This is a genomic window from Pantoea agglomerans, assembly GCF_021397715.1.
Taxonomy (GTDB): Bacteria; Pseudomonadota; Gammaproteobacteria; order Enterobacterales; family Enterobacteriaceae; genus Pantoea; species Pantoea astica.
Genome location: NZ_CP090207.1, coordinates 558,141 through 584,539, shown reverse-complemented (window position 1 = coordinate 584,539; position 26,399 = coordinate 558,141). Strand labels below are relative to the sequence as shown.

23 protein-coding genes are annotated in these 26,399 nt (G+C 55.7%); 13 read left to right on the top strand and 10 right to left on the bottom strand.

The window, feature by feature from the left end:
- Positions 1-5: 5 nt before the first annotated feature.
- Positions 6-938 (bottom strand): p-hydroxybenzoic acid efflux pump subunit AaeA, encoded by a 933-nt coding sequence (gene aaeA / locus LZU96_RS02880; protein ID WP_233986985.1) that lies wholly within the window; start codon positions 936-938, stop codon positions 6-8.
- Between the two features lie 7 nt (positions 939-945).
- The gene (gene aaeX / locus LZU96_RS02875; protein WP_031375118.1) at positions 946-1,149 is read right to left on the bottom strand and encodes a p-hydroxybenzoic acid efflux pump operon protein AaeX; all 204 of its coding nucleotides are present in this window, start codon (positions 1,147-1,149) and stop codon (positions 946-948) included.
- Between the two features lie 232 nt (positions 1,150-1,381).
- On the opposite strand from aaeX, the gene aaeR reads away from it, so the two are divergent.
- A complete protein-coding gene (gene aaeR / locus LZU96_RS02870) occupies positions 1,382-2,299 on the top strand; it encodes an HTH-type transcriptional activator AaeR (RefSeq protein ID WP_094121110.1) in 918 nt (305 codons plus the stop codon).
- Positions 2,300-2,332: 33 nt separating this feature from the next.
- Here aaeR and tldD read toward each other — a convergent pair whose 3' ends face one another.
- The 8 genes from tldD to csrD all read right to left on the bottom strand — a co-directional run bounded on the left by tldD (position 2,333) and on the right by csrD (position 14,842).
- Positions 2,333-3,778 carry a metalloprotease TldD gene (tldD, locus tag LZU96_RS02865; protein ID WP_094121111.1) on the bottom strand — a complete coding sequence of 482 codons (1,446 nt, stop codon included), beginning with the start codon at positions 3,776-3,778 and terminating at the stop codon, positions 2,333-2,335.
- Positions 3,779-3,842: 64 nt separating this feature from the next.
- Positions 3,843-7,664, bottom strand: a complete 3,822-nt coding sequence (yhdP, locus tag LZU96_RS02860; RefSeq protein ID WP_233986984.1) for an AsmA2 domain-containing protein YhdP — start codon at positions 7,662-7,664, stop codon at positions 3,843-3,845.
- Between the two features lie 157 nt (positions 7,665-7,821).
- Entirely contained in the window at positions 7,822-9,291 is a 1,470-nt protein-coding gene (rng, locus tag LZU96_RS02855) for a ribonuclease G (RefSeq protein WP_233986983.1), read from the bottom strand.
- Positions 9,281-9,874, bottom strand: coding sequence for a Maf family protein (locus tag LZU96_RS02850; RefSeq protein ID WP_233986982.1), 594 nt, complete (start codon positions 9,872-9,874; stop codon positions 9,281-9,283). Before LZU96_RS02850 ends, rng begins: the two co-directional genes overlap by 11 nt.
- 8 nt (positions 9,875-9,882) lie before the next feature.
- Positions 9,883-10,371, bottom strand: a complete 489-nt coding sequence (mreD, locus tag LZU96_RS02845; protein WP_233986981.1) for a rod shape-determining protein MreD — start codon at positions 10,369-10,371, stop codon at positions 9,883-9,885.
- On the bottom strand, positions 10,368-11,390 hold the full coding sequence (gene mreC, locus LZU96_RS02840; protein WP_233986980.1) for a rod shape-determining protein MreC: 1,023 nt from the start codon (positions 11,388-11,390) through the stop codon (positions 10,368-10,370). Before mreC ends, mreD begins: the two co-directional genes overlap by 4 nt.
- Before the next feature lie 148 nt (positions 11,391-11,538).
- Positions 11,539-12,582 carry a rod shape-determining protein MreB gene (mreB, locus tag LZU96_RS02835; protein WP_003855260.1) on the bottom strand — a complete coding sequence of 348 codons (1,044 nt, stop codon included), beginning with the start codon at positions 12,580-12,582 and terminating at the stop codon, positions 11,539-11,541.
- A gap of 310 nt (positions 12,583-12,892) precedes the next feature.
- The gene (csrD, locus tag LZU96_RS02830; RefSeq protein ID WP_233986979.1) at positions 12,893-14,842 is read right to left on the bottom strand and encodes an RNase E specificity factor CsrD; all 1,950 of its coding nucleotides are present in this window, start codon (positions 14,840-14,842) and stop codon (positions 12,893-12,895) included.
- Between the two features lie 285 nt (positions 14,843-15,127).
- Between csrD and msrP the strand changes: the two genes are divergently transcribed.
- From msrP to LZU96_RS02770, 12 genes are all read left to right on the top strand, one after another.
- Positions 15,128-16,132 carry a protein-methionine-sulfoxide reductase catalytic subunit MsrP gene (gene msrP, locus LZU96_RS02825; protein ID WP_233986978.1) on the top strand — a complete coding sequence of 335 codons (1,005 nt, stop codon included), beginning with the start codon at positions 15,128-15,130 and terminating at the stop codon, positions 16,130-16,132.
- Positions 16,133-16,738 carry a protein-methionine-sulfoxide reductase heme-binding subunit MsrQ gene (gene msrQ / locus LZU96_RS02820; protein ID WP_233986977.1) on the top strand — a complete coding sequence of 202 codons (606 nt, stop codon included), beginning with the start codon at positions 16,133-16,135 and terminating at the stop codon, positions 16,736-16,738. It abuts the gene before it with no gap.
- A gap of 232 nt (positions 16,739-16,970) precedes the next feature.
- On the top strand, positions 16,971-17,423 hold the full coding sequence (gene aroQ / locus LZU96_RS02815; RefSeq protein ID WP_233988118.1) for a type II 3-dehydroquinate dehydratase: 453 nt from the start codon (positions 16,971-16,973) through the stop codon (positions 17,421-17,423).
- 25 nt (positions 17,424-17,448) lie between these two features.
- Positions 17,449-17,910, top strand: coding sequence for an acetyl-CoA carboxylase biotin carboxyl carrier protein (gene accB, locus LZU96_RS02810; RefSeq protein ID WP_031375128.1), 462 nt, complete (start codon positions 17,449-17,451; stop codon positions 17,908-17,910).
- Between the two features lie 11 nt (positions 17,911-17,921).
- On the top strand, positions 17,922-19,271 hold the full coding sequence (gene accC, locus LZU96_RS02805) for an acetyl-CoA carboxylase biotin carboxylase subunit (RefSeq protein ID WP_233986976.1): 1,350 nt from the start codon (positions 17,922-17,924) through the stop codon (positions 19,269-19,271).
- A gap of 72 nt (positions 19,272-19,343) precedes the next feature.
- Positions 19,344-19,586, top strand: a complete 243-nt coding sequence (locus tag LZU96_RS02800; protein WP_233986975.1) for a YhdT family protein — start codon at positions 19,344-19,346, stop codon at positions 19,584-19,586.
- A complete protein-coding gene (panF, locus tag LZU96_RS02795; RefSeq protein WP_233986974.1) occupies positions 19,576-21,021 on the top strand; it encodes a sodium/pantothenate symporter in 1,446 nt (481 codons plus the stop codon). Before LZU96_RS02800 ends, panF begins: the two co-directional genes overlap by 11 nt.
- Positions 21,022-21,037: 16 nt before the next feature.
- Entirely contained in the window at positions 21,038-21,919 is an 882-nt protein-coding gene (gene prmA, locus LZU96_RS02790; RefSeq protein ID WP_233986973.1) for a 50S ribosomal protein L11 methyltransferase, read from the top strand.
- 369 nt (positions 21,920-22,288) lie between these two features.
- Positions 22,289-23,254, top strand: coding sequence for a tRNA dihydrouridine synthase DusB (gene dusB / locus LZU96_RS02785; RefSeq protein ID WP_031375133.1), 966 nt, complete (start codon positions 22,289-22,291; stop codon positions 23,252-23,254).
- Between the two features lie 23 nt (positions 23,255-23,277).
- Positions 23,278-23,574 carry a DNA-binding transcriptional regulator Fis gene (gene fis / locus LZU96_RS02780; RefSeq protein ID WP_003855228.1) on the top strand — a complete coding sequence of 99 codons (297 nt, stop codon included), beginning with the start codon at positions 23,278-23,280 and terminating at the stop codon, positions 23,572-23,574.
- A gap of 545 nt (positions 23,575-24,119) precedes the next feature.
- Positions 24,120-25,145 (top strand): amino acid ABC transporter substrate-binding protein, encoded by a 1,026-nt coding sequence (locus LZU96_RS02775; protein WP_233986972.1) that lies wholly within the window; start codon positions 24,120-24,122, stop codon positions 25,143-25,145.
- A 68-nt stretch (positions 25,146-25,213) separates the two neighbouring features.
- A complete protein-coding gene (locus LZU96_RS02770) occupies positions 25,214-26,392 on the top strand; it encodes an amino acid ABC transporter permease (protein WP_233986971.1) in 1,179 nt (392 codons plus the stop codon).
- Positions 26,393-26,399: the final 7 nt, after the last annotated feature.

Sequence of the window (26,399 nt, the reverse complement as noted above, 5' to 3'; positions counted from 1 at the left end):
CCCTCTTAACCAAACTCACGCAGGCGATTAAACAGTCGGGTCATTGGCGACACCTGTTCCGGCTGGCGATCGGCCTGACCGGTGATCACCACCGTCGCCGTGGTGCCTGCCGGGAAGCGGTTGCCTGGCTGTTGATCAAGACGAATACGCACCGGCACACGCTGCGCCAGACGCACCCACTCCAGGTTAGAGTCGATAGTTGCCATGCCTTTGCTGTCGACCGAGCTGCTGCTGTTGGTGACGCCGGCAGCCACGCTGTCCACCGTACCGCGCAGCACCACATTGCTGCCGAGCGGCGTCACTTCAGCGCGGAAGCCCTGCTCCACGCCGTGCAGTTTGGTCTCTTCCAGGTAGGCCAGCACGTAGAAGGAGTGCTGTTGCACCAGCGCCACCGCCACCGAACCGCGGGTGATAAATTCGCCCTGGTAGACATTCAGGTTGGTGACCCAGCCATCAGACGGTGCCTTAACGGTAGTGCGCTCCAGATCGATCTTCGCCAGGTCGCGGGTCGCCACCGATTTCGCCAGCTGGTGTTCGCTGGTTTGCAGATCGTTGTTAGCCTGATCAATCGCTTCGCGAGACATAGCGGAAGTACCGAGCTGGTTACGACGTCCCGCTTCGCGGCGTTTCTCACCGACCAGCGCCTGATAATATTCGACGTCAGCCTGGGCCTGGTCCAGCGCTTTCTGATAACGCGGGCGATCCACCACAAACAGGGTGTCGCCCTTCTTCACCAGCTGGTTGTCATGAACCGGTACGTCGGTAATCAGACCGGTGACATCGGGTGAGATGGCGACGACGTCGGCAGCGAATTTTGCGTCACGGGTCCAGGGCGATTCGGTATAAAACACCCAGGCGCGGAAAATAATCACCACAGCGATGATGACCAGCAGGATAGTAATCGCGTAACGCGCGATTTTTCTTATGAGTGCTTTCACTTAAACCTCAGACAAATAAACGGGATACAAGGTAAAACACACAGCAGTAAAGCGCTGTATTAAAAAGTGCCGGATGCCAGACAAGATCGTAAATACCGCTCGGCGTCAGCACACGTTTCACTAACCAGAACAGCATTAGCGAGATAATTAATTCGATGAAAACGGGCGGAAAAGAGAGCCCAAACATGACAAATACCGGAAGCACACTCATCAGAAATCCTTAGTTCGACCTTGCCGGGATACTCCTTTGCCTCGTCAGATGTCGCAGGAAAAGCCACTGGTCGCTCTATCCGAACCCCAGCTGGCTTAATAATAGCGTATCATCGAAGGGCAACAGGCAATGAAGAATCACCGGGAAATACCCCGGCGCGCTTATAGTAACGCGCCTGACTATAAGTTTTCTACAGAATGTGATCTAAATCACTTTTAAGCCAGAGTAAATAATGGAACGACTGAAGGGCATGTCGATTTTCGCCAAAGTGGTTGAACTGGGTTCGTTTACCGCTGCCGCACGCCAGCTCCATCTGAGCGTCTCTTCGATCAGTCAGATCGTGGCAAAACTGGAAGATGAGCTACAGGTCAAATTGCTTAATCGCAGCACACGCAGTATCGGGCTGACAGAAGCGGGCAAAATTTATTATCAGGGCTGTCGTCGTATGCTGGCGGAAGCTACCCAGGTGCATGAGCAGCTCTACGCCTTTAATAACACGCCGATTGGCGTACTGCGTATTGGCAGCTCCTCTACCATGGCGCAGAACGTGCTGGCTGGCATGACCAGCGATATGCTGCGTGAGTATCCGGGATTGAGCGTCAATCTGGTCACCGGCATTCCGGCACCGGATTTGATTGCCGATGGCCTGGACCTGGTGATTCGGGTCGGTGCGCTAAAAGATTCCAGCTTGTTTTCACGTCGCCTGGGCGCCATGCCGATGGTGGTCTGCGCGGCAAAAAGTTATCTGGCGCAGCACGGTACGCCGGAAAAACCGGGCGATATCGATAATTTCGCCTGGCTGGAATATAGCGTGCGTCCCGATAATAACTTTGAGCTGATTGCGCCAGAAGGGCTGGTGACGCGACTGGCGCCGCAGGGGCGTTTCGTCACTAACGATTCACTGACCCTGATCCGCTGGCTGAAAGCGGGTAACGGCATCGCCTACGTGCCAATGATGTGGGTGATTGATGAGATCAATGCCGGTGAGATTGATATTCTGTTTCCGCAGTATCAGTCCGAGCCGCGCCCGGTTTACGCGCTTTATACCGAAAAGGATAAGTTGCCGCTCAAGGTTCAGGTCTGTATCGATTATCTGACTGGCTACTTCGAACAGGTTGCCGAGCAGTATCAGCAGCAGCGTAAAAGCTAACAACCCGCCGGGCGGCGGGTTGTTGAGAGGATATCAGGCGGTGCCGCCGATAGTCAGTTTATCCAGCTTCAGGGTCGGCTGGCCCACGCCCACCGGCACGCTCTGGCCTTCCTTACCGCAGACGCCAACGCCTTTATCCAGCGCCAGGTCGTTACCTACCATTGAGATCTGCTGCATCGCTTCAATACCGGAACCAATCAGGGTCGCGCCCTTCACCGGTTTGGTAATTTTGCCGTTCTCAATCAGATAGGCTTCTGAGGTAGAGAAGACAAATTTGCCTGAGGTGATATCCACCTGGCCGCCACCAAAGTTAGGCGCATACAGGCCATATTCAACGCTTTCGATGATCTCCTGCGGCGTCGACTTGCCGGCCAGCATATAGGTGTTGGTCATACGCGGCATCGGCAGATGAGCATACGACTCACGACGACCGTTTCCGGTAGGACTGACGCCCATCAGGCGCGCATTGAGCTTGTCCTGCATGTAGCCTTTCAGCACGCCGTTCTCAATCAGCATATTGTACTGACCCGGTACGCCTTCATCATCGACCGCCAGGGAGCCGCGCAGCCCTTCAATGGTGCCGTCATCGACCACCGTACAGAGTTCTGACGCCACCAGCTGGCCCATTTTGCCGCTGAATACCGAGGTGCCACGACGGTTGAAGTCGCCTTCCAGACCGTGTCCCACCGCTTCATGCAGCAGTACGCCCGGCCAGCCCGCGCCCAGCACCACCGGCAGCGTACCGGCAGGTGCCGCCACGGCAGAAAGGTTAACCAGCGCCATTCGCACCGCTTCACGCGCCCAGGCATCGGCACGCACATCGCCATTTTCATCGGCGAGGAAGAACTCATAACCGGTACGTCCGCCGCCGCCGCTTGAGCCGCGCTCGCGTTTACCCTGATCTTCGACCTGAACACTGATTGAGAGACGAACCAGCGGACGCACATCAGCCGCCAGCGTGCCATCCGTCGCGGCCACCAGCACCTGCTCATACACGCCGCTCAGGCTGGCGTTGACCTCCTGCACGCGCGGGTCGGCCGCACGGGCCACCTGATCGACACGGTGCAGCAACGCAATTTTGTCTTCACGCGTCAGGCTGCTGAGCGGGTCAACCGTGGAGTAGAGCGAGCGGTTCATTACCGCAGACAGGGTATGCGCCTTGCCGTTGCCCTGTTCGCGTACGATGCTGCGTGCCGCTTCCGATGACAGCCGCAGGGCGTTCAGCGTGATCTGGTCAGCATAGGCAAAGCCGGTTTTCTCACCGCTGACGGCACGCACGCCGACGCCCTGGTCAATATGGTAGGAGCCATCTTTGATGATTTTGTCTTCCAGCACCCAGGATTCGTGGAAACTGGACTGAAAATAGAGATCGGCATAATCCAGACGACGTTCTGAAAGCTGCCCTAACAGGGAAAAAAGGTCCTGCTGATTAATGCCGTTAGCAGTTAGTAACTGCTCACTTACCAGGTTCAGAGTCATCGTTTCTCACTCATTATGTGCTCGGATAATCATAGCCTGCGGTAATTCCGGTACCGCGTCAAATTCACTTGTTGTCAGTTTCACGCGGTTTACGCAGCACTTCATTGATTTCCGGTTTATCCAGCGGGCCGCTGATGTGATAACGCAGCAGCGATATCCGGTTCCATACCGGTCCCAGCACCTTGCTGGCGGCGAACACCGCCGCGCCAATCACCGGGTTAACCACAAACGCCGCCGCAACGCCGACTGAAGCAGAAATTTCCGGCGTGATGACCGCTTCCATATCGATCCGGCGTTTAACCAGATCCATATTGCCCTGCATCGCGATGTCGGCTTCCAGCCCATCGACCCGCAGGTTATCGGTGCGCATCACGCCATTTTCGATCCAGGCGGTGCCATTAATCGAATCGAAATAGAAGCCATTATTAAAGGTGTCACTGAAATCGAAGCGCAGCTTGCGCAGCAGCGCATCAAAGCTGAACAGGCGCAGGATCTGGCCGGCAGTCCCGGTATTCACATCAGCGATCTGCCCTTTGCCAAAATGGGTTTTCAGCGTGCCGCTCAGGGTTTCAGCTGACGGCTGCCACGGCGCGGCGCGCCAGTGTAAATCGTAATCAATATTGAACGGCGCATCGCGCAGCGGGGTATTGACGCCAAACCAGTTGGTGGCGTTGTTGATATTGGGCCCCTTCAGCGTCCCTTTCAGTGAAGTACGCTGATCGTCCCGGCGATTGACCCAGTCACCCTTAATTTTCAGCTGCGAGCTGCCGGTATCTACCGTTCCGTTAGTAAGTGCTAACGTATCTCCTTTCGGTTGCAGCGTCGCCGCAACCCGGCCATATTTCTGTCCCAGTACCCAGCATTCGGCACAGCGCAACTGTAACGCTGGCCAGCCGCTGAAGTTAATCTGGCTGGCTTGCTGAGCGCTGGCGTTGTCGCCCTGCTGCGCGTCATGGTGCCACTGCGGATTGTAATAGAGGTAATCCAGACCAATCTGCCACGGTGCCTTAGGCGTTATCTCCAGTTTACCGCGTATCTCCTGGGCATTGACGCTGACCTGCGCCTTGCCATCGGCCGTCTCTGCCAGCGTCGCGTCTACCGCATGCCACTGCTGCCCCGCCAGCGTGACCGCCGGAGTGCGCACAATCAGGTTGCCCGGCAGCGTGACGCCGCCCAGCTGACGCTGTTCAGCGCTGCCGCCGGTACCGCCACTTGCGCCAGCCATCATTGCTACCCAGGCTTCGCCATCCAGCGGCGGCAGATTCAGCACCATGCCGGCATGATCGGGAAGCGCAGGCGTTTTCGCCGTGTCATTCAGCCAGATGCCGCGATCGACGCGTAAGGTCGGCTCCAGCAGCCAGCGGCTGTTGAACCGATGACGGGTCGCCACGCTGCCGCTGAGATCGAAATGCTGCAGGTCGCCGCTGGCTTTGATATTGATCGGCATCGCCTCACCGGCCTTTTTATCCAGTGGTGAAGGTAAGCGACTGCTCACTTCCCTGGCATCCCCGTTCAGCTCTACTTCATATTTCGCCCCGCCCCGATGCGGCAGCGTAATATTCACATCACCCTGCCACGGCAGATGTCCACCCAGCTGGCGGCTGGCGGCCGCAGGAATCTCGCTGATTTTGGCCGGCTGCCAGTCACCCAGCAGTTTCACCTTCACGCCGAAATCATCCGGATTCTCCCGGGTGCTGAAACTGACTCCCAGCGGCTGACCAAACCAGGCAGCCCGCATCTCTTCACTTTCCAGATTACCGTTGTTGTAACGGAAGCGGCCGGTGAGACCGGTGAGCGTCGTTTTCAACGGCTTGATAAACAGTGAGTTGTTGTTCATTACCACGTTGCCGCTGGCATGAACCTGCTGACCATCCAGCGGAATATCCAGGTTCAGATGTCCCCGCGTAGTGCCTTTGATTTCCAGCTGCTCCAGCGCCGCACCGAGTGACGATTTCAGCGGCGTCTGCTGGAAATAGTCGGCGATCTGTTTGCCGTCTCCGCTGATATCGCCATCGATAATCAGCTTCTCTTTCAGGTAATCGGGAATAACGGCGCTGACGTTACGTGCATCAACCTCACCCAGCCGGGCCGTGGCGGCATTCATCCACAAGCCGTCATTGAGGAAGTTAAGATCGATATCCAGATTGCTGAGCGCCGGCCATTTGGGCTGGAAAGCGTACGTTGCCTGGCGCAGCGGTACCCAGACCTGGAACATGCCGTCGTTGTGCTTGAACGGGAACAGCGCCGGGTTACCGGCAAACAGCAACGTGGCGTTATCCACTTTACCGCCCTTGATCGCGCCGCTCAGGTAGTGCGTCAGTCCGTTGCCCATCAATGGCACCGGAAAATAGCGCCAGGCATCGCCCGCATCGGTTAGCCGGATGCCAGCCAGGATATCCAGCCGCGGCTCACCGCCGCTGTTTTGCTGGTAACTGAAGTCGCCACGCGCCCAGAGCGAGCGCGCCTGCAGATCAAGATTTTCGCCCGCCAGCGTCAGGCCCTGCTGATCACGCTGCCAGCGCAGGTTACCGGTGACCTGTTTGATCTCAAGCGGTGCCTGAAAGACATCGCCATACGGCACGGTGGCTGCGCCCATGTCGACGCTGACCTGACCATGATTCAGGCTGCCACGCGCCTCTCCGCTTAAATGGCTGATTCCCGGCAGCAGTTTCCAGTGTTGCCAGCTAAAGTCGCGCCATTTGACCTGCAGACGCGTCTGCTCCGGCTGCTGTAGCGGAATATCCAGCGCCAGGCCTTCGATGGTGCCCTGAGGCCGCAGCGTGCGCCAGTTTTCAAACAGCGCTGGCGAGAGCGGCGCAAATAGCGGCACGATCGGCGCAATGTGATCCAGCGCCAGTTGGGTGGCTCGCACCCGCACTTCAGGCTGGCCATTGGCACCCAGCATCTGCTTATCTTCCGGCCGCCATAGCAGCGAGAAGTGTCCGGCCGGCCACGGATTGCCGTCGGTGCTGAGACGCGTCTGCGGAATATTCACCACCCAGCCGTTCTGGAAGCGCGACAGGTGCGCCGTCAGGCCATCAACCTGCAGCGTATGCCGGCCCGTTTCCCCCTGCCAGCTGGCACCGCCCTGCCGCAGCAGCAGATCACCGGCATAAATGTCGCCGTCGCGCAGGTTGACCCAGGCCGCCAGGCTAAAGCGGGCGCTATCCAGCCGGGTATTATCACGCATCCAGCGGCCCAGCCACGGACGCATATCCACGTCATCGGCCTGCATCCAGATGCGGCCATCATTCAGCAGACCGTTGCTGTCATTAAGATCAAGCCGCACCTGAACCACGCCATGCTGACCGGTAAAGCTCGACAGGCTGACTTCACCCTCAGCCCGATGGCGCGTTTTTTCATTCAGCCAGGTGAGTCGCGGAATCGCCAGCTCGGCATGCTGACCGGATGGCGTACGGAAGCGAATGGTGCTGTCGCGCAGGTCGAAATGGTCAAACTGGCGCAGGAAAAGTTCATTGATTTGAGCCGGACGAAAGCTGTTCTTCTCTTTATCGCTGTCCAGCAATGGGCGGTTACTGTCGAGATGCAGCTGCCAGAAAGTGAGATCGCGGAATTGCCAGCGCCAGTGCAGCAGGGATTGCCAGACGTCGAGGGCCAGATTGATGCGGGCGATGGTGAGTTTGCCGTTTTCCTGCAGATCGACGTTGAGATCGCGTATCTGAAGAGCTGGGCCAAAATTCTCCCATTTCCCCTGCAGCTGACGGGCGCTCACGGGTACGCCACTGCGCTCGGAGACGAATTGCAGAAGGTTGCTGCGATAGCTGTCGAGATGCGGCATTACCAGACGCAGCCCGCTGACCAGCAGCGCGACAATCACGATGATCGCGGCGACCAGCAGTAACAAGATCCTCGGCAACTGCCTCACTCACACCTCTCCTTGCCTTCCGTTAACGACGGATAGTTAATTCTGAAACCCGGCCGTCTTCAGACAAAAGCACCAGACAGGCGCATGTTATCCCAGACAAGGGCGATTTTTTAGCCCGACGATCAGAGAAAAGCCGGTCGGGCTGACGTGCCTGATATTACATCATCACCACGTCAAACTGCTCCTGGGTATAGAGCGCTTCGACATGGACTTTGACCTGTTTGCCGACAAAGATTTCTACTTCTGCCAGCGCATGTGACTCATCAGTTTTCAGGGCTTCACCTACCGTCGGCGAGACGTAGACCAGGAAGCGGTCAGCGTCATACGCGTGGTGGACCCGCACGATCTCGCGCATGATCTCGTAGCAGACCGTTTCAACCGTCTTCAGCGTGCCGCGCCCTTTACACACCGGACAATCTTCACACAGCACGTGCTCAATACTTTCACGCGTCCGCTTGCGCGTCATCTCCACCAGGCCCAGCGCCGAGAAACCACTGATACCGGTTTTCACCCGATCTTTACTCAGCGCCGTTTCCAGCGAATGCAGCACCCGGCGGCGATGCTCTTCGTTGCTCATGTCGATGAAATCAATAATGATGATGCCGCCAAGATTACGCAGTCGCAGTTGACGGGCAATCGCCTGCGTGGCTTCAACGTTGGTATTGAAAATAGTCTCATCGAGGTTGCGATGGCCGACAAAGGCACCGGTATTAATATCGATGGTGGTCATCGCTTCGGTTTGATCGATGATCAGGTATCCGCCTGACTTTAGTTCAACTTTGCGATCCAGCGAACGCTGAATCTCATTTTCAACGTCGAACAGATCAAAGATCGGCTGTTTGCCATTGTAGAGCTCCAGCTTACCGGCCATCTCCGGAATGTATTCACTGGTAAATTCCACCAGCATATCGCAGGTGAGACGCGAATCGACACGGATGCGGTCCAGCGCTGCGCCGGCGAAATCACGCAAAATACGCTGGGCTAAAGCCAGCTCGCCGTAGAGCAGACAGCGGGTCTGGTTACGCTTTTTGCGCTCGCTGACTTTGGTCCACAGACGCTTGAGAAAGGCGGCGTCCTGCGCCAGCTCCTCTTCGCCGATCCCTTCAGCGGCGGTGCGGATAATAAAGCCGCCCAGATGGTCGCAATAATCGGCTACCACCGCTTTGAGACGTTCACGCTCTTTTTCACTCTCGATGCGCTGTGAAACGCCGACGTGTGACGCGCCCGGCATAAACACCAGGTAACGCGACGGCAGCGTGATATCGGTGGTCAGCCGCGCGCCTTTGGTGCCCAGCGGATCTTTCACCACCTGCACCACCAGATCCTGTCCCTGACGAACCAGCTCGGCAATATCCCGCACGATGAAGTTCTTTTTCTCATCGCCCGCCACGCATTCGGTATGCGGCATGATGTCGGAAGCGTGCAGAAAAGCGGCCTTATCCAGACCGATATCGACAAACGCCGCCTGCATCCCCGGCAGGACACGGCTGACCCGGCCTTTGTAGATATTGCCGACGATGCCGCGCCGCGCTTCGCGCTCAATATGAATTTCCTGCAGTATGCCGCCATCAATATAGGCAACACGCGTTTCAGAAGGCGTGACGTTAACCAGTAATTCAGCCGTCATGTTGACCCCTTACGGCACGCAGTGACTGAAAGTGGCTGAGCAACTCTGCAGTCTCAACCAGAGGCAGTCCAACCACCGCGTGATAGCTTCCATTAATTTTGCGGACGAAGTTTCCACCCCTGCCCTGAATGCCGTATGCGCCGGCTTTATCCATCGGCTCACCGGTTGCAATATAGTCGGTGATGTCAGAAGTGGTTAAGGTGCGGAAGGTCACATCCGTGATGACGACACAATCAAGGGACTGCTGAGCATCGGCCAGCGCCACCGCCGTCATCACCTGATGCGTCTGTCCGGAGAGCTTATGCAGCATCGCGGCGGCATGGGCAGCATCGTGCGGCTTTTCCAGCACCTCGCCATTCAGCACCACGATGGTATCTGCGCCGAGTACCGGCAGATCCTGCGCGGCCAGCCTGACACCCGCCTGCGCTTTGTCGTTGGCGAGACGGCGGACATAGTTTTCCGCCGCCTCATTCGGCTGACGCTGTTCTTCAACGTCAGTCACGATGCGCTCAAAGGCCAGGCCAAGTTGAGTTAACAGCTCACGCCGACGCGGTGAACCGGAAGCCAGATAGAGGGTTACCATAAATTTCCTTATTGAACAGCGAACTGACGACGAATCTTTCTCATGAGTAAGAATAGCCATGGCCAGAGAATACCGTCGACGACACTGCTCCAGAAAATTTCAGGTCGGAATGAAACGTTGATCACCAGGAATTCAGCCCAGAAGACAATCACATCCATAGCCAGTGACAGCACCATAACCATTAACGCTTGCTGCCACAACGCTAAGTTGCGGAATAACTGGAACTTAAAGGCGATCAGGTAGGCGATGATGCTGAGCGCCAGTGCCCGTACTCCGAGAGTGGAGCCGGCGATCAGATCCATAATCGCGCCCATCAGGAAGCCGCTGCCGACGTTAACCCGATGCGGCAGCGCAAGTACCCAATAGATGAGGATCAACAACAGCCAGGAGGGCCGGAACATATAGATCTCATCCGGCCACGGCATGATCTGCAGAATCAGCGCAACCAGGAAAGAGAGCCAGATGACCCAACGTCCCTGGCTGCGATATCGACTCAAGGCTGACCTCCGCGCGAACGCGAAGAACTGTTCTGTCCGGCACTGCTGCCGGTCGCCGGTGCCGGCGGTCCCATCTGCGCTGCGGGCGCAGGCGGCCCCATTTCACCCGCAGGCGGCAGAACCTGCGGCATCATCTGCATCAGCCGTTCGTTGGCTACGCGATGCACTTCATCCTGCGGCAGCGGCATATCACCGTTACGATCGGCACCCCACAGCAGCAGCAGATAGCGCAGGCGCTGCAGGCCAGCGGTCGGATGGGCCTGAATCACGGTGTAAGCGCGTTGGGTATCCACTTTAACCGAGGAAACCACACCCACCGGATAGCCTTCCGGGAAGCGTCCGCCAATACCTGAGGTAACCAGTACGTCGCCAACCCGAATATCGGTATTGCCCGGCAGATGCTCAAGTTGCAGATCTTCGGTACAGCCGTTACCGGCGGCAATGACGCGGATGTCATTACGCAAGACCTGAATCGGCAGCGCATGAGAGGCATCGCAAATCAGCAGCACGCGGCTGGTCAGCTGACTCACCGCAATCACCTGCCCGACCACCCCTTTATCACTAATGACCGGCTGACCTTCATAGACACCGTTAACGCTGCCTTTGTCGATCACGACCTGGTCGGTATAGGGGTCAGTGCCGGTCGAGATAACCTGGGTGACCATCTTTTGCTCGTCCTGACGCAGCGGTGAACCCAGCAGTTCACGCAGGCGTGCGTTTTCCTGCTTGTATTGCCCCAGCATCAGCAGGTTACTGTTTTTCAGGAAGAGCTCGCGACGTAAGGCTTTGTTTTCCTGCTCAAGTTGCTGACGTGACGCCAGCGACTCCGACACGCCATCCAGAATCTGGCGCGGCCCATTGGCCAGGAAGTAAAACGGACTGACCGACGTATCCAGATAGTTGCGTATTTGGGTAAACGAACCCACACGGCTGTCAGCAATGATAATGGCTATCGCCACAATGACAGCCAGGAAAAGACGCAACTGCAGGGATGGTCCCCTGCTAAAAATCGGCTTCATATAATCTGCATGATCCTCGACGACAGGTAAGGAAGCCCGGCATAACACCGTGCTCCCCTGAGCTGGACGCATTGCACCGGCGCATAGCGCGCCGGTTGACACGCGACTCCCTGCGCATCGTCATGACGTTCTCAGCCGGTTGAGGCAATTATTCTTCGCTGAACAAATCGCCGCCATGCATGTCGATCATTTCCAACGCCTTGCCGCCACCGCGTGCCACACAGGTCAGCGGATCTTCAGCGACAACCACCGGAATGCCGGTCTCTTCCATCAGCAGACGATCCAGATTACGCAGCAGCGCACCCCCGCCGGTCAGTACCATGCCACGCTCGGAGATATCCGACGCCAGTTCAGGCGGACACTGTTCCAGGGCAACCATCACCGCGCTAACGATGCCGGTTAACGGCTCCTGCAGCGCTTCAAGGATTTCGTTGGAGTTGAGCGTAAAGCCGCGCGGTACCCCTTCAGCCAGGTTACGGCCGCGCACTTCAATTTCACGCACTTCGTCGCCCGGATAAGCGGAACCGATCTCATGCTTGATACGTTCTGCGGTCGCTTCACCAATCAGTGAACCGTAGTTACGACGCACATAATTAATAATAGCTTCATCGAAACGGTCACCACCAATACGCACCGACGAGGAGTAGACCACGCCGTTCAGCGAGATCACGGCCACTTCTGTGGTACCGCCACCGATATCGACTACCATTGAACCGGTTGCTTCCGACACGGGCAGGCCAGCACCGATCGCAGCCGCCATCGGCTCTTCAATCAGGAAGACTTCACGCGCACCGGCACCCTGAGCGGACTCACGGATGGCACGACGTTCAACCTGCGTGGCCCCAACGGGGACGCAGACCAGCACACGCGGGCTGGGACGCATAAAACTGTTGCTGTGGACTTGTTTGATGAAGTGCTGCAGCATCTTTTCGGTGACGAAAAAGTCAGCAATAACGCCATCTTTCATCGGGCGAATGGCTGCGATGTTGCCTGGCGTACGGCCAAGCATCTGTTTTGCGTCATGACCCACGGCCGCGACACTTTTCGGCGAACCGGCACGATCCTGGCGAATAGCTACCACGGAAGGCTCGTTCAGCACGATGCCCTGTCCTTTCACATAAATCAGGGTATTCGCGGTACCCAGGTCAATGGACAAGTCATTGGAAAACATGCCACGAAATTTTTTAAACATACTAAGGGATAATCCTGCAAGCTGGGGGCGGAAAATAAAATCCGCTTACTTTACCAACCACACGAAGCTGCCACAAGGCGCAAAAACGTTCTGCTTCGGTGAAAAAAGACGCCAAATTGCGTTTAAGTCATCTGAACCGGCCATCAGTGGCAGCAGAATGGCGACAACACGCCATCGGCTCCGGTTTTCATGGCATTTCGCACCCTTGTTTCCGACATAAAATCTAACATTTCCGACAGGCTCATTTGCGACGTCATCCTGACTCAACGCTAAAAAAGGGCGGCGTCGCCGTCAAAAAGTCCGCAATCCGCTAAATACGGTAACGTTGGGAATACTTCTTCACGTTACTGTTTACCGGAAGCGAAGGCGCAAAGAAGTCGCCCTGACCGCCTGCAACACCCAATGCCACCAGCGTCTGCCACTCGGCTTTCGTCCGCACCCCGGCAGCAAACACCTGGGTATGGGTTGATTTACAGACTTCCAGCAGGCTCTGCACAAAGAGCTGATTTTCGGTACGGCGCTCAATGTTGCGCACCAGACCGGCATCAAGCTTGATCAGTTCCACCGGAAGTTGTCGGATATAGGCGCTACTGACCACCGTTAAACCCGCCTGATTGACCGCGATACGACAACCAAATGCCTTAAGTGCGCGAAATACTGGCGTTAAACGATTGATGTGTTGACAGACATCTGCCTCGGCAAGTTCAAATAAAAATCGCTTTCTTTGTCCTTTCGGGCATTGCAGCAACATATTCTGCAGCCAGAGCACAAAAGAACGGTGTAACAGCGAGTCGATCGTGACCGGCAATACCAGCGTCTCTTCCGGCCAGAGCTCCGATAAGGCCGCGATGCGCGTCACCAGCTGGCGATCCCAGCTGTCGGCCATGCCGAGCTGTTGCACCAGCGGCATATATTCGGCCGCCAGCACCTCTTTATCGCCGTCAAAAATACGGGTCAGCATGACGCGATGCTGCACCTTACCCTCGATACTCACCGCCGGTTTCTGATACAGACGCGGGCCGCCGCGGCTCAGGGTATTTTCCAGCAGCGTTCGCCAGCGCACGCTTCCGCGCCCGGCATCCAGCGGATTACCGGCACCGTTAGTCCAGTTATTGCCGCCTAACAGCGCCGCCCGTCGGGTCGCCATTTCGGCGTTTTCCATCACCTGTGGCACGGTCTGTCCGCTGTGCCAGGCGCTGATACCGATATGAATCAGATCATCGCGGTTCACCATCCGCATCGGCGGCAGAGAATCGACGGCGTTAATCAGCTGATCGGCAATGCTGTTGGCCTCTTTCAGGCTGCGGTGCGGTAGCAACACGGCAAAATCACTGCGAAAGTAGCGGGCCAGCAATGCGCCAGGATAGCGCAGCACAAAGGTCGAGAGCATGTTGACGAAATTAAACAGGTACTCGTCGACCAGGCCTGGCTCCAGCGTTTCGCTATGCATATCCAGATCCGGCAGGCGAATCATCATCACAACGCCGTGGGTACCGACATCCTCCTGATCTTCCAGCAACGTGGCGAGCTGGTTATCAAAGAACAGTCGATTATTCAGGCCGGTACGACCATCCTGCGCCGCAAAGGTACGGATCAGCGTATCGATGCGCAGACGCTGTTCACCCGCTTCCTGCAGATCGGAGAGCAGCACATCCAGCGCACGGCTTGCTTTCGGCGGCCACTCATCCAGATTACGTTTCGGCATCACGCCGCGTTCACCGTCGATGATCGCCCCGGCGCGGACTTCAAGGTGCTCCATGCCGCGCCACTGACGGCGGAGCCAGCGATGCAGAATAAACAGCAGCAGACTCATCACCAGCATCACCGTTGACAGCGTGCCCAGCGCGTACGCTCCGATAATGGAACGCAGCCAGGTCCTGGCCGGATCGAGAGTCACCACCCGCAGATGCATACCAGGCTGATGGATCAACGGCACGTCGAACTGGATAAAACGATTAGGCTGGTTATCCAGCATCAGATTTTCGTGACGGGATAACGTAAAAAAGGTGTGGTCACCGCTGTAGAGTGAAACCTGCTCGGCATTAATGATCGGCATTAATCGCGTAATCCAGCTATCTAACTGAGCAGGAGTCTGGGTAAACAGCGCCTTGTCCACTTCGGTTGCCAGTACCTGCGCGCGCTGTTCGCCACGCTGATGGCTGAACCAGAAAACGCTAAAAGCACAGCCAACCAGCATCAATATGATGGCCAGTATGCTAAGAAAGGTAATAAACGCAGAAAGTTTTGTGGTTAATCGCATCCCTGTGCCTGTGTTACTGCGGTGATAACCGGATCACCCAACCTTGTACCGTCAGCCTGACGAAAACGCGAGCAAAATAGCATAATTTGCGTTTAGCGACAGCGCCGTGACGACTGAAGCGGAAGTATATCGTCGGGAAAGCGGCGCTGATGTTGATCCCGGCGCTTTTCGGTGCATTCTCATCGCACCAGTCAGCCAGGAAATTTCACATTTTATCGGCGAAACTGGCTGCGATCGGTAATAGTCATCATGCTGGTCAATAAGACCACGGCTGGAGAGTGCACCATGAAGCGCAACAATGTTCTGACGGAAGCCGACGTAACGCCGGAAACGATTTTTAATATGAAGCGCCGCCAGGTGCTGAAGACGCTGGGACTGAGCGCGGCCGCGATGGGTATGCCGGGCGTGGCAAAGGCCGATATTCTCAGCTGGTTTAAAGGCAACGATCGTCCCGCTGCACCCGCCGGCCGTGCGCTGGACTTTAGCAAGCCGCCGCAGTACCAGGCCGACCTGACACTGACGCCAGCGGAAAAGGTTTCTGGCTATAACAACTTCTATGAGTTTGGTCTGGATAAAGCCGATCCCGCCGCCAATGCCGGCACGCTGAAAACCGATCCCTGGAAACTCACTATTGATGGTGAGGTAGCCAGGCCGATCACTCTGGATATGGATGACATCTTCAAACGTTTTGCCATGGAGCAGCGTATTTACCGTATGCGTTGTGTCGAGGCCTGGTCGATGGTGGTGCCATGGGTCGGCTTTGAGCTGGGCAAGCTTCTCTCTCTGGCCGAACCCACCAGCAAAGCACGTTTTGTTGCTTTCCAGACGCTGTACGATCCCGAGCAGATGCCGGGTCAGAAAGATCGCTTTATTGGTGGCGGGCTTAATTATCCTTATGTTGAGGGATTACGGCTGGATGAAGCGATGCACCCGCTGACACTGCTGAGCACCGGCGTCTACGGCAAGGCGCTTCCGCCACAAAATGGCGCGCCGATTCGCCTGACGGTGCCATGGAAATATGGCTTTAAGGGCATTAAGTCGATCGTCAAAATCACCCTGACCGCCAATCAGCCACCGACCACCTGGAACCAGATCGCGGCGGATGAATATGGTTTCTATGCCAACGTTAATCCGCACGTTAACCACCCGCGCTGGTCGCAGGCCACCGAGCGCTTTATTGGTCCCGGCGGCAGCCTGAAAGTGGAGCGCCAGCCCACTCTGCTGTTTAACGGCTATGCCGAGCAGGTGGCTTCGCTCTATCGCGGCCTCGACCTGCGGGAGAATTACTGAGTGGTACGCCTGTCGCTAAAACAGATCACCTGGCTCAAGGTGATTCTGCATCTGGCGGCTCTGCTGCCGCTGGTTTATCTGATCCTTGCCGCTATGCAGGGCGGATTAAGTGCTGATCCGGCCAAAGACATTCAGCACTTTACCGGGCGGATGGCGCTGAAATTGCTGCTGGGCACGCTGCTGGTCTCTCCGCTGGCGCGCTATGGCAAGCAGCCGCTGTTGATCCGCACGCGTCGCCTGCTGGGTATCTGGACCTTTGTCTGGGCCTGCCTCCATCTGCTGAGCTACTACCTGCTGGAATTAGGCGCTGATAATCTGCGTCTGCTGGGCAGCGAGTTAATTTCTCGTCCCTATTTGACACTGGGTATCATCAGTTGGGTGATATTACTGGCCCTGGCGCTGACCTCTTTCCAGCGGGCGCAACGTAAGCTCGGCAAACGCTGGCAGACATTGCATAACGCCATCTATCTGGTCGCAATTCTCGCCCCGATCCACTACATCTGGTCAGTCAAAATCCTGTCGCCGCAGCCACTTATCTATGCACTGCTCGCTGCGCTGTTGTTAGCGTGGCGTTACAAAAAGTTTCTCAAATGGTGGCCCCGCTAGTCCTTCTGTGGTTGTTTTCCTCCCTGACTATCTGCTAAAAGATGTGGCCTTCGGGTCACATCCGATCATCTTCGCAGATAAGACCAGTATTTTGCTGCGAAATGACACGAAACGGATATAATGCCCGGCTTTATTGCAAGGCGGGTCTTCTTTTTCATCGTGAAAGGTGACAAAAGGAAATTGGCAAGGTATTTTACGCGATGCCTCAATGATTGCGGGAGATGGCAGCAAGATGGCGCATAAATTACATATTCTGCTTTTAAACGGACCCAACCTGAATCTGTTGGGAACGCGCGAGCCAGAGAAGTATGGTCACACCACACTGCAGCAGATTGTGGACGATCTTGCACGTCAGGCAGACCAGCTGAATGTGGAATTAAGCCACTTGCAATCCAACGCTGAGTTTCAGCTGATTGATCGCATTCATGAGGCCAAAGGCAATGTGGATTACATCATTATCAATCCTGCCGCGTTTACCCATACCAGCGTCGCGCTGCGTGATGCCCTGTTAGCGGTATCGATTCCGTTTATTGAGGTTCATCTCTCAAATGTGCATGCACGCGAGCCCTTCCGCCATCACTCCTATCTATCTGATGTATCTGCTGGCGTCATCTGTGGGCTTGGCGCTGACGGCTACACATGGGCTTTACAAACGGCAGTAAAACGCCTGTCTCAAACTAATTAATCATACTGAGTACGGAACCCCACTCATGGATATTCGTAAAATTAAAAAACTGATCGAACTGGTTGAAGAATCTGGCATCTCCGAGCTGGAAATCTCCGAGGGCGAAGAGTCCGTTCGTATCAGCCGTGCACCTGCAAATGTTGGTTATCCGATGATGCAGCAGGCTTATGCTGCGCCGGTACAGCAACCCGCTCTGGCGACAGCTGTCGCGCCTGTTGCGGCCATTGCTGAAGCCGCACCGGCTGAAATCAGCGGCCATATTGTGCGTTCACCAATGGTCGGGACGTTCTATCGCACGCCAAGCCCGGACGCAAAAGCCTTCATCGAAGTGGGTCAGAAAGTGAATGCCGGCGATACCCTGTGTATCGTTGAAGCCATGAAGATGATGAACCAGATCGAAGCCGACAAGTCTGGTGTGGTGAAAGCCATTCTGGTCGAGAGCGGTCAGCCGGTCGAATTTGACGAGCCACTGGTTGTCATCGAATAACGGGGCGGACCATGCTGGATAAAATTGTTATTGCTAACCGCGGTGAGATCGCGCTGCGCATTCTGCGTGCCTGTAAAGAGCTGGGCATCAAGACTGTGGCGGTCCACTCAAGCGCGGATCGTGACCTGAAGCACGTGCTGCTGGCGGACGAAACCGTCTGCATCGGCCCGGCGCAGTCAGTCAAAAGTTACCTCAACATCCCGGCGTTGATCTCCGCAGCGGAGATCACCGGCGCGGTGGCGATTCACCCAGGCTACGGCTTCCTCTCTGAGAATGCTGATTTTGCCGAGCAGGTTGAGCGCTCAGGCTTTATCTTTATCGGCCCGAAAGCAGACACCATTCGCCTGATGGGCGACAAAGTGTCAGCGATTAACGCGATGAAGAAAGCCGGTGTGCCAACCGTACCGGGCTCCGACGGCTCGCTGACCGATGATATGGAAAAGAACCGTGCCTTTGCGAAGCGCATCGGTTATCCGGTGATCATCAAAGCGTCCGGCGGCGGCGGCGGTCGTGGTATGCGCGTCGTGCGCGGCGACAAAGATCTGGAACAATCCATCAACATGACGAAAGCGGAAGCCAAAGCGGCTTTCAACAACGACATGGTTTACATGGAGAAGTATCTGGAGAACCCTCGCCACATCGAGATTCAGGTACTGGCTGACGGTCAGGGCAACGCCATCTATCTGGGCGAGCGCGACTGCTCAATGCAGCGTCGTCATCAGAAAGTCGTGGAAGAAGCGCCAGGCCCAGGTATCACTGAGGAACAGCGTCGCTTCATCGGCGATCGCTGTGCCAAAGCCTGTATTGAGATTGGCTACCGCGGCGCAGGCACCTTCGAGTTCCTGTATGAAAACGGTGAGTTCTACTTCATTGAGATGAACACCCGTATTCAGGTTGAGCATCCGGTGACCGAGATGATCACCGGCGTCGATCTGATCAAAGAGCAGCTGCGTATCGCTGCTGGTCAGCCACTGTCGATCAAACAGGAAGATGTGATCATTCGCGGACATGCGGTTGAATGCCGTATCAACGCTGAAGATCCGGTTTCCTTCCTGCCGAGCCCGGGTAAAATCACCCGCTTCCACGCGCCAGGCGGTTTTGGCGTGCGCTGGGAATCGCACATCTATTCGGGTTACAGCGTACCGCCTTACTACGATTCCATGATTGGCAAGCTGATCACCTACGGCGAAACCCGTGAAGTGGCCATTGCCCGCATGAAGAATGCGCTGGCGGAACTGATCATCGACGGTATCAAGACCAACATTGAACTGCAGATGAAGATCATGTCCGACGAAAACTTCCAGCACGGTGGAACCAATATCCACTATCTGGAGAAAAAACTCGGCTTGCACGAGAAGTAATCGCAACGCTGAGTTAGTCAGAGGCCGGTTAATCCGGCCTTTTTCTTTTGCCGCTGGCGTTAAGGTTGAATCATGGATGCTCGTTTTATTCAGGCGCATAAAGAGGCCCGCTGGTCACTCTATCTGACCCTGCTCTGGCTGGCTGTTTGGGGGCTTTCCGCCTGGCTGGGCGGGAGCGAAATGGGGATCACCGGCTTACCACGCTGGTTCGAACTCTCCTGTGTCTTTGCGCCTCTGCTGTTCATTTTTTTATGCTGGCTGATGGTCCGCGTGATTTTCCGCGACATGTCGCTGGAGGATAAAAATGAATTTTGACATTATCCTGCCTCTCTTAATTTATCTGGTGCTGATCGCCGCGCTGTCAGTCTTCGCGGTCCGTAAACAGCGTCAGGGCAACTTCCTGACCGAATATTTTCTTGGCAGCCGCTCAATGGGCGGGTTTGTGCTGGCCATGACCCTCACGACCACCTATATCAGCGCCAGCTCGTTTATTGGCGGACCCGGTGCCGCCTATAAATATGGCCTGGGATGGGTATTGCTGGCGATGGTTCAGGTTCCTGCCGTCTGGCTGTCGCTCGGCGTGCTGGGCAAGAAATTCGCTATCCTGGCGCGTAAGCATAATGCGGTGACGCTGAATGACATGCTTTACGCGCGCTATCAGAGTCCGCTGCTGATCTGGCTGGCCAGCCTGAGCCTGCTGGTGGCGTTCATTGGTGCCATGACGGTGCAGTTTATCGGCGGTGCGCGATTGCTGGAAACCGCGGCGGGGATTCCGTATGACACCGGCTTACTGATTTTCGGCGGCACCATTGCGCTCTATACCGCCTTTGGTGGCTTCCGCGCCAGCGTGCTCAATGACGCGATGCAGGGCGTGGTGATGCTGATCGGCACCTTCCTGCTGCTGTTCGCCGTGATCCATCAGGCGGGCGGGCTGGGCACCGCCGTGCAGAAGCTGCACGCTATCGATCCGCAATTACTGTCGCCGCAGGGACCAGGCGAGATCATTACCCCGACCTTTCTGAGCTCATTTATCGTGCTGGTCTGCTTTGGCGTGATCGGCCTGCCGCATACCGCGGTACGCTGCATCTCCTATAAAGACAGCAAGGCGGTACATCGGGCGATTATCCTTGGCACCATTGTGGTGGTGATCCTGATGCTGGGTATGCATCTGGCGGGCGCGCTGGGACGGGCCATCCTGCCCGATCTGACGGTGCCGGACCGGGTGATCCCCACCTTAATGATCACCGTGCTGCCGCCGCTGGCCGCTGGACTGTTTCTGGCGGCCCCGATGGCGGCGATTATGTCGACCATCAATGCCCAACTGTTGCAGGCATCCGCTACGCTGATTAAAGATCTCTATCTGCGCGTGGCGCCGCAGCAGATGGAAAATGAGCCGCGGCTGCGGCTGTTATCTGGCGGCATTACCTTTGTGCTGGGCATTCTGCTGCTGATTGCCGCCTGGAATCCGCCTGATATGATCATCTGGCTCAACCTGCTGGCGTTTGGCGGCCTGGAGGCGGTATTCCTCTGGCCGCTGGTGCTGGGCCTTTACTGGGAACGTGCCAATGCGGCAGGAGCCATCACCGGTATGGTTACCGGTGGCGGTTGCTACGCGTTTCTGGCGAGCCTTAACCTGCAAATCATGGGCTTCCATCCGATTGTGCCTTCCCTGCTTTTAAGCCTGCTGGCGTTTTTAGTGGGTAACCTGTTTGGACGCGCGCCGCAAACTGCCGACGCGCCGCAACATTGAACGTAAGAGAGACGTTATGCCGTGGATTCAAATCAAGATAAACAGCTCGGGTGAACATGCTGAAACGCTGAGCGATGCGCTGATGGAGACCGGTGCGGTCTCCGTCACCTTTCAGGATACCCATGATAATCCGGTCTATGAGCCACTGCCGGGCGAAACCCGCCTGTGGGGCGATACGGATGTGATCGGCCTGTTCGATGCGGAAAGTGACATGGACGCCATTGTCGCTGAACTGGCGCAACATCCGCTGTTAGGTGCTGATTTCCGACACAAGATCGAACAGATCGAAGATAAAGACTGGGAACGCGAATGGATGGAGAACTTCCACCCGATGCGTTTTGGCGAACGGCTGTGGATCTGCCCAAGCTGGCGCGATGTGCCCGATCCGACGGCGGTGAATGTGATGCTCGATCCAGGCCTGGCCTTTGGCACCGGCACCCATCCCACCACCTCGCTCTGCCTGACCTGGCTGGATGGACTGGATCTGACCGGGAAAACGGTGATCGACTTTGGCTGTGGCTCGGGGATCCTGGCGATCGCTGCGCTGAAGCTCGGTGCAGCGCAGGCCATTGGTATTGATATCGATCCGCAGGCGATCCAAGCCAGTCGCGATAATGCTGAACGCAATGGCGTTTCCGATCGTCTGTCGCTCTATCTGCCCCACCAGCAGCCGGAGAACCTGCAAGCGGATGTGGTGGTCGCCAATATCCTGGCCGGTCCATTACGTGAACTGGCCCCGCTGATTAGCGTACTGCCAAAGCCGGGCGGTCACCTTGGACTCTCTGGTGTATTAGAGAGCCAGGCCGAAGGCGTCTGCGAAGCCTATGCTGAGCAGTTCGCGCTCGACCCGGTTGCGGTCAAAGAAGAGTGGTGCCGGATCACCGGCGTGAAGGCCTGAATCCAGCGCATGATTTTGTCGCCTGACAGCCTCCCGGATTTGCACTGAACGGGCTGCAGAGCCTCTCCGGCCAGCCCGTAGCGTAAGGTGCGGGCTTTCTGCATGCTGAATGGTTGCTTGTATCGTTAATCACGGCATGTGACGTTTATTATCTGGTTAAACAGGCTGCTTTTTCGGAAAAACGTTTGTTCACAATTTCAGCATTAATATCTAATTGCCTGATAATTATGGTTATTTTGTAAATGGCGGAGTGATCACCCGGATTTCATTGATCTTTCTTGCTGATTGTTCAAAGTTTGGCCTTTCATCTTCAGGAAAAAATGCGTAATATACGCCGCCTTGCAGACACAGTATGGCCATTCTGACTTCATGCGTATTGGAAACCTCCAGCTGAGAAATCGACTGATTGCAGCCCCTATGGCCGGGATTACCGACAGGCCATTCAGGACGCTGTGTCATGAAATGGGTGCAGGCATGGCAGTTTCTGAGATGTTGTCTTCGAACCCGGAAGTCTGGGCCAGTGACAAATCTCGTTTACGCATGGTGCACAGTGATGAGCCAGGCATTCGCGCCGTGCAAATTGCCGGTTGCGATCCCAGCGAAATGGCGCAAGCTGCACGGATTAATGTTGAGGCCGGTGCACAGGTTATCGACATTAATATGGGCTGCCCTGCCAAAAAGGTTAACCGCAAAATGGCGGGTTCAGCCTTGCTGCAATATCCCGCCGTGGTGGAGTCAATTCTCTCCGCAGTGGTCAATGCAGTGGATGTGCCGGTAACACTGAAAATTCGTACTGGCTGGGATCCTGAAAACAGGAACTGTGTCGCGATTGCCCAATTGGCTGAACGTTGTGGTATTCAGGCTCTGACGATACATGGCCGCACTCGTGCCTGCCTGTTCAACGGGGAAGCTGAATATGACAGCATTCGGACAGTTAAGCAGAGTGTCTCTATTCCGATTATCGCGAATGGAGACATAACTGACCCGCATAAAGCCAGAGCGGTGCTCGACTATACAGGGGCCGATGCTCTGATGATAGGACGCGCTGCTCAGGGAAGACCGTGGATCTTCCGGGAAATCCAGCATTATCTGGACACTGGGGAGCTGCTTGCCCCGCTGCCAATGGCAGAGGTCAAGCGCTTGCTTGTTTCGCATATACGTGAGCTGCACGACTTTTACGGTTCAGGCAAGGGATACCGTATAGCGCGAAAGCACGTCTCCTGGTATCTCCAGGAGCACGCCCCGAATGACCAGTTTCGGCGCACATTCAACGCCATTGAGGATGCCAGCGAACAGCTGGAGGCGTTGGAGGCATACTTCGAAAATCTTGCGTAACGAAATAAAGAGCTGAAAGAACTATGTTCGAACAACGCGTAAATTCTGACGTACTGACCGTTTCTACCGTTAACTCACAGGATCAGGTAACTCAAAAACCTTTGCGTGATTCGGTTAAACAGGCACTGAAGAACTATTTTGCTCAACTGAACGGTCAGGATGTAAGTGACCTGTATGAGCTGGTTTTGGCTGAAGTCGAGCAGCCTCTGTTGGACATGGTGATGCAGTATACCCGTGGCAACCAGACCCGTGCTGCCCTGATGATGGGTATCAACCGCGGTACGCTGCGTAAGAAATTGAAAAAATACGGCATGAACTGATTCTGGTTCTGTCTGTTAATTACGCCAGCCTTCGGGCTGGCGTTTTTATTTGTGCGCTGTTCCACAAAGCATCGGCAATTCAGGTGAAACAGTTATCGTCAATATGGTAACTATAGTTGCAATCGCTGCCGTGATATTTCACTGCCTCGCTTTCTCACTCTTCTCTCCCGACGTCGCCTCTCCGATACGTCAGCCCGCCCGGCGATTCCCGGTCAGCGCTGGCTTCTGTGATCCTGCACGCCTTTAAAAGCAAAGCATCTCCTGCATACATTTGCGCCTGAGTGATGGCTCACATTGCTTCCATATAGTGAAACTATTTGCACTAAATGTGATCGGGTCGACTCGCATTGCTTCCTTTTGGTGCGCCATATTAGCGGAACTTTCCCGCTGCTTCCGATTATTAACCGTTCTTTCATGATAATTCAGGGCTCTGCAAACCTGGCATCAGGTTTGCAGAGTCGTGGATGGCTGACCGCCACAGACAGGAAAAACGCACACTAAAGTGCGCAAACATAACAACATGATTCCTCCACACAGGATGCTTTATGAAAAAGATGATGCTCTCCACGCTGGTTGCTGCGGCCTCGCTGTTGGCCGTTGCTCAGCAGGCTCACGCTGGCACGACGCTGGATGCGATAAAGAAGAAAGGCTTTATTCAATGCGGTATCAGTGACGGTTTACCCGGCTTCTCCTATGCCGATGCCAGCGGCAAGTTTACCGGTATCGATGTTGATGTCTGCCGTGCGGCGGCCGCAGCGGTGTTTGGCGATGCGACCAAAGTGAAATATACCCCGCTGACCGCTAAAGAGCGTTTTACCGCGCTGCAGTCAGGTGAAGTCGATATCCTGTCGCGCAATACCACCTGGACCTCATCACGTGATGGCGGCATGGGCTTCCTGTTTGCTGGCGTCAATTATTACGACGGTATTGGCTTCCTGACTCACCAGAAAGCCGGACTGAAAAGTGCTAAAGAACTGGACGGCGCTACTGTCTGTATTCAGGCGGGTACCGATACCGAGCTGAACGTGGCGGACTTCTTTAAAGCCAATAAGATGCAATATACGCCGGTGACCTTTGATCGCTCCGACGAATCGGCCAAAGCGCTGGATAGCGGCCGCTGCGATACGCTGGCTTCTGACCAGTCTCAGCTCTATGCGTTACGCATCAAGCTGGGCAAGCCTGACGAATTTATCGTGCTGCCAGAAGTGATCTCTAAAGAACCGCTGGGCCCGGTCGTTCGCCGCGGTGATGATGACTGGTTCACCATCGTTAAGTGGTCACTCTACGCCATGCTGAATGCTGAAGAGATGGGCGTTTCCTCGAAAAACGTTGATGAGATGACCGCCAAACCGACTACGCCAGATATGGCCCATCTGCTGGGTGCTGAGGGTGATTTTGGCAAGGATCTGAAACTGGACAACAAATGGGCCTACAACATCATCAAGCAAGTGGGCAACTATCAGGAAAGTTTCGATCGTAACGTGGGTAAAGATAGCGCATTGAAGATCGCTCGTGGTCAGAATGCGTTGTGGAACCAGGGCGGCATTCAGTACGCACCGCCAGTACGTTAATACTCCTCGCCAATCGGGCACCGTATTCTGCGGTGCCCTACCCCAGCTTTCGTTACTGAGGTTTCAACATGTCACAACGCCCAACCGTGAAAAGGGATTTTTCATTCGGTAATCCCACGGTTCGCGCCTGGCTTTATCAGCTCATAGCGATAGTCGCGGTGCTTGGTGTGGTGGGTTATCTGGTGCATAACACCATTATCAACCTGGCCAATCGCGGTATCACTTCCGGGTTTGGATTCCTTGAGCGCACTGCCGGTTTTGGTATTGTTCAGCACCTGATTGAGTACACCGAAGGAGATACTTACGCGCGCGTGTTTATGGTCGGGTTGACCAATACCCTGCTGGTCTCCGCGCTCTGTATCGTCTTTGCCTCCATTCTCGGCTTCGCTATTGGTCTTGCGCGGCTTTCTGACAACTGGCTGTTGCGGAAACTTTCCAATATCTATATCGAAACTTTCCGTAATATTCCGCCGCTGCTGCAGATCTTCTTCTGGTACTTTGCGGTGTTACGCAATCTGCCTGGCCCGCGTCAGGCGCTGAATGCTTTTGACCTGGCCTATGTCAGCAACCGTGGTTTATACGTCCCCTGGCCAACCTATGCAGCAGGCAGCTGGCCGTTTGTGATTGCGCTGCTGCTGGCTATTGCCGGCAGTTACGGCCTGTACCGGTTTAACCGTAAACATCAGCTGAAAACTGGTCAGTTACGTCGCTCATGGCCGGCGGCTATCGCGATGCTGATTCTGTTCCCGCTGATTGCGCATCTCGGTTTTGGCGCGGCGACCCACTGGGACGTGCCACAGCTACGCGGTTTTAACTTCCGTGGCGGCTCAGTGATGATCCCTGAGCTGGCGGCGCTGACCCTGGCGTTGTCGATCTATACCTCATCGTTTATTGCTGAAGTGATCCGCTCGGGGATTCAGTCGGTACCGTACGGGCAACATGAGGCGGCACGTTCGCTGGGCCTGCCTAATCCGGTTACGCTGCGGCAGGTGATTATCCCGCAGGCAATGCGCGTGATTATTCCTCCGCTGACCAGCCAGTATCTGAACATCGTGAAAAACTCCTCACTGGCTGCCGCCATCGGTTATCCCGATATGGTGTCGCTGTTTGCCGGTTCAGTACTGAATCAGACCGGCCAGGCGATTGAGACCATTGCTATCACCATGGGCGTTTATCTGATCATCAGCCTGCTGATTTCACTGCTAATGAACCTCTATAACCGCAAAATTGCGCTGGTTGAGCGTTAAGAGAACG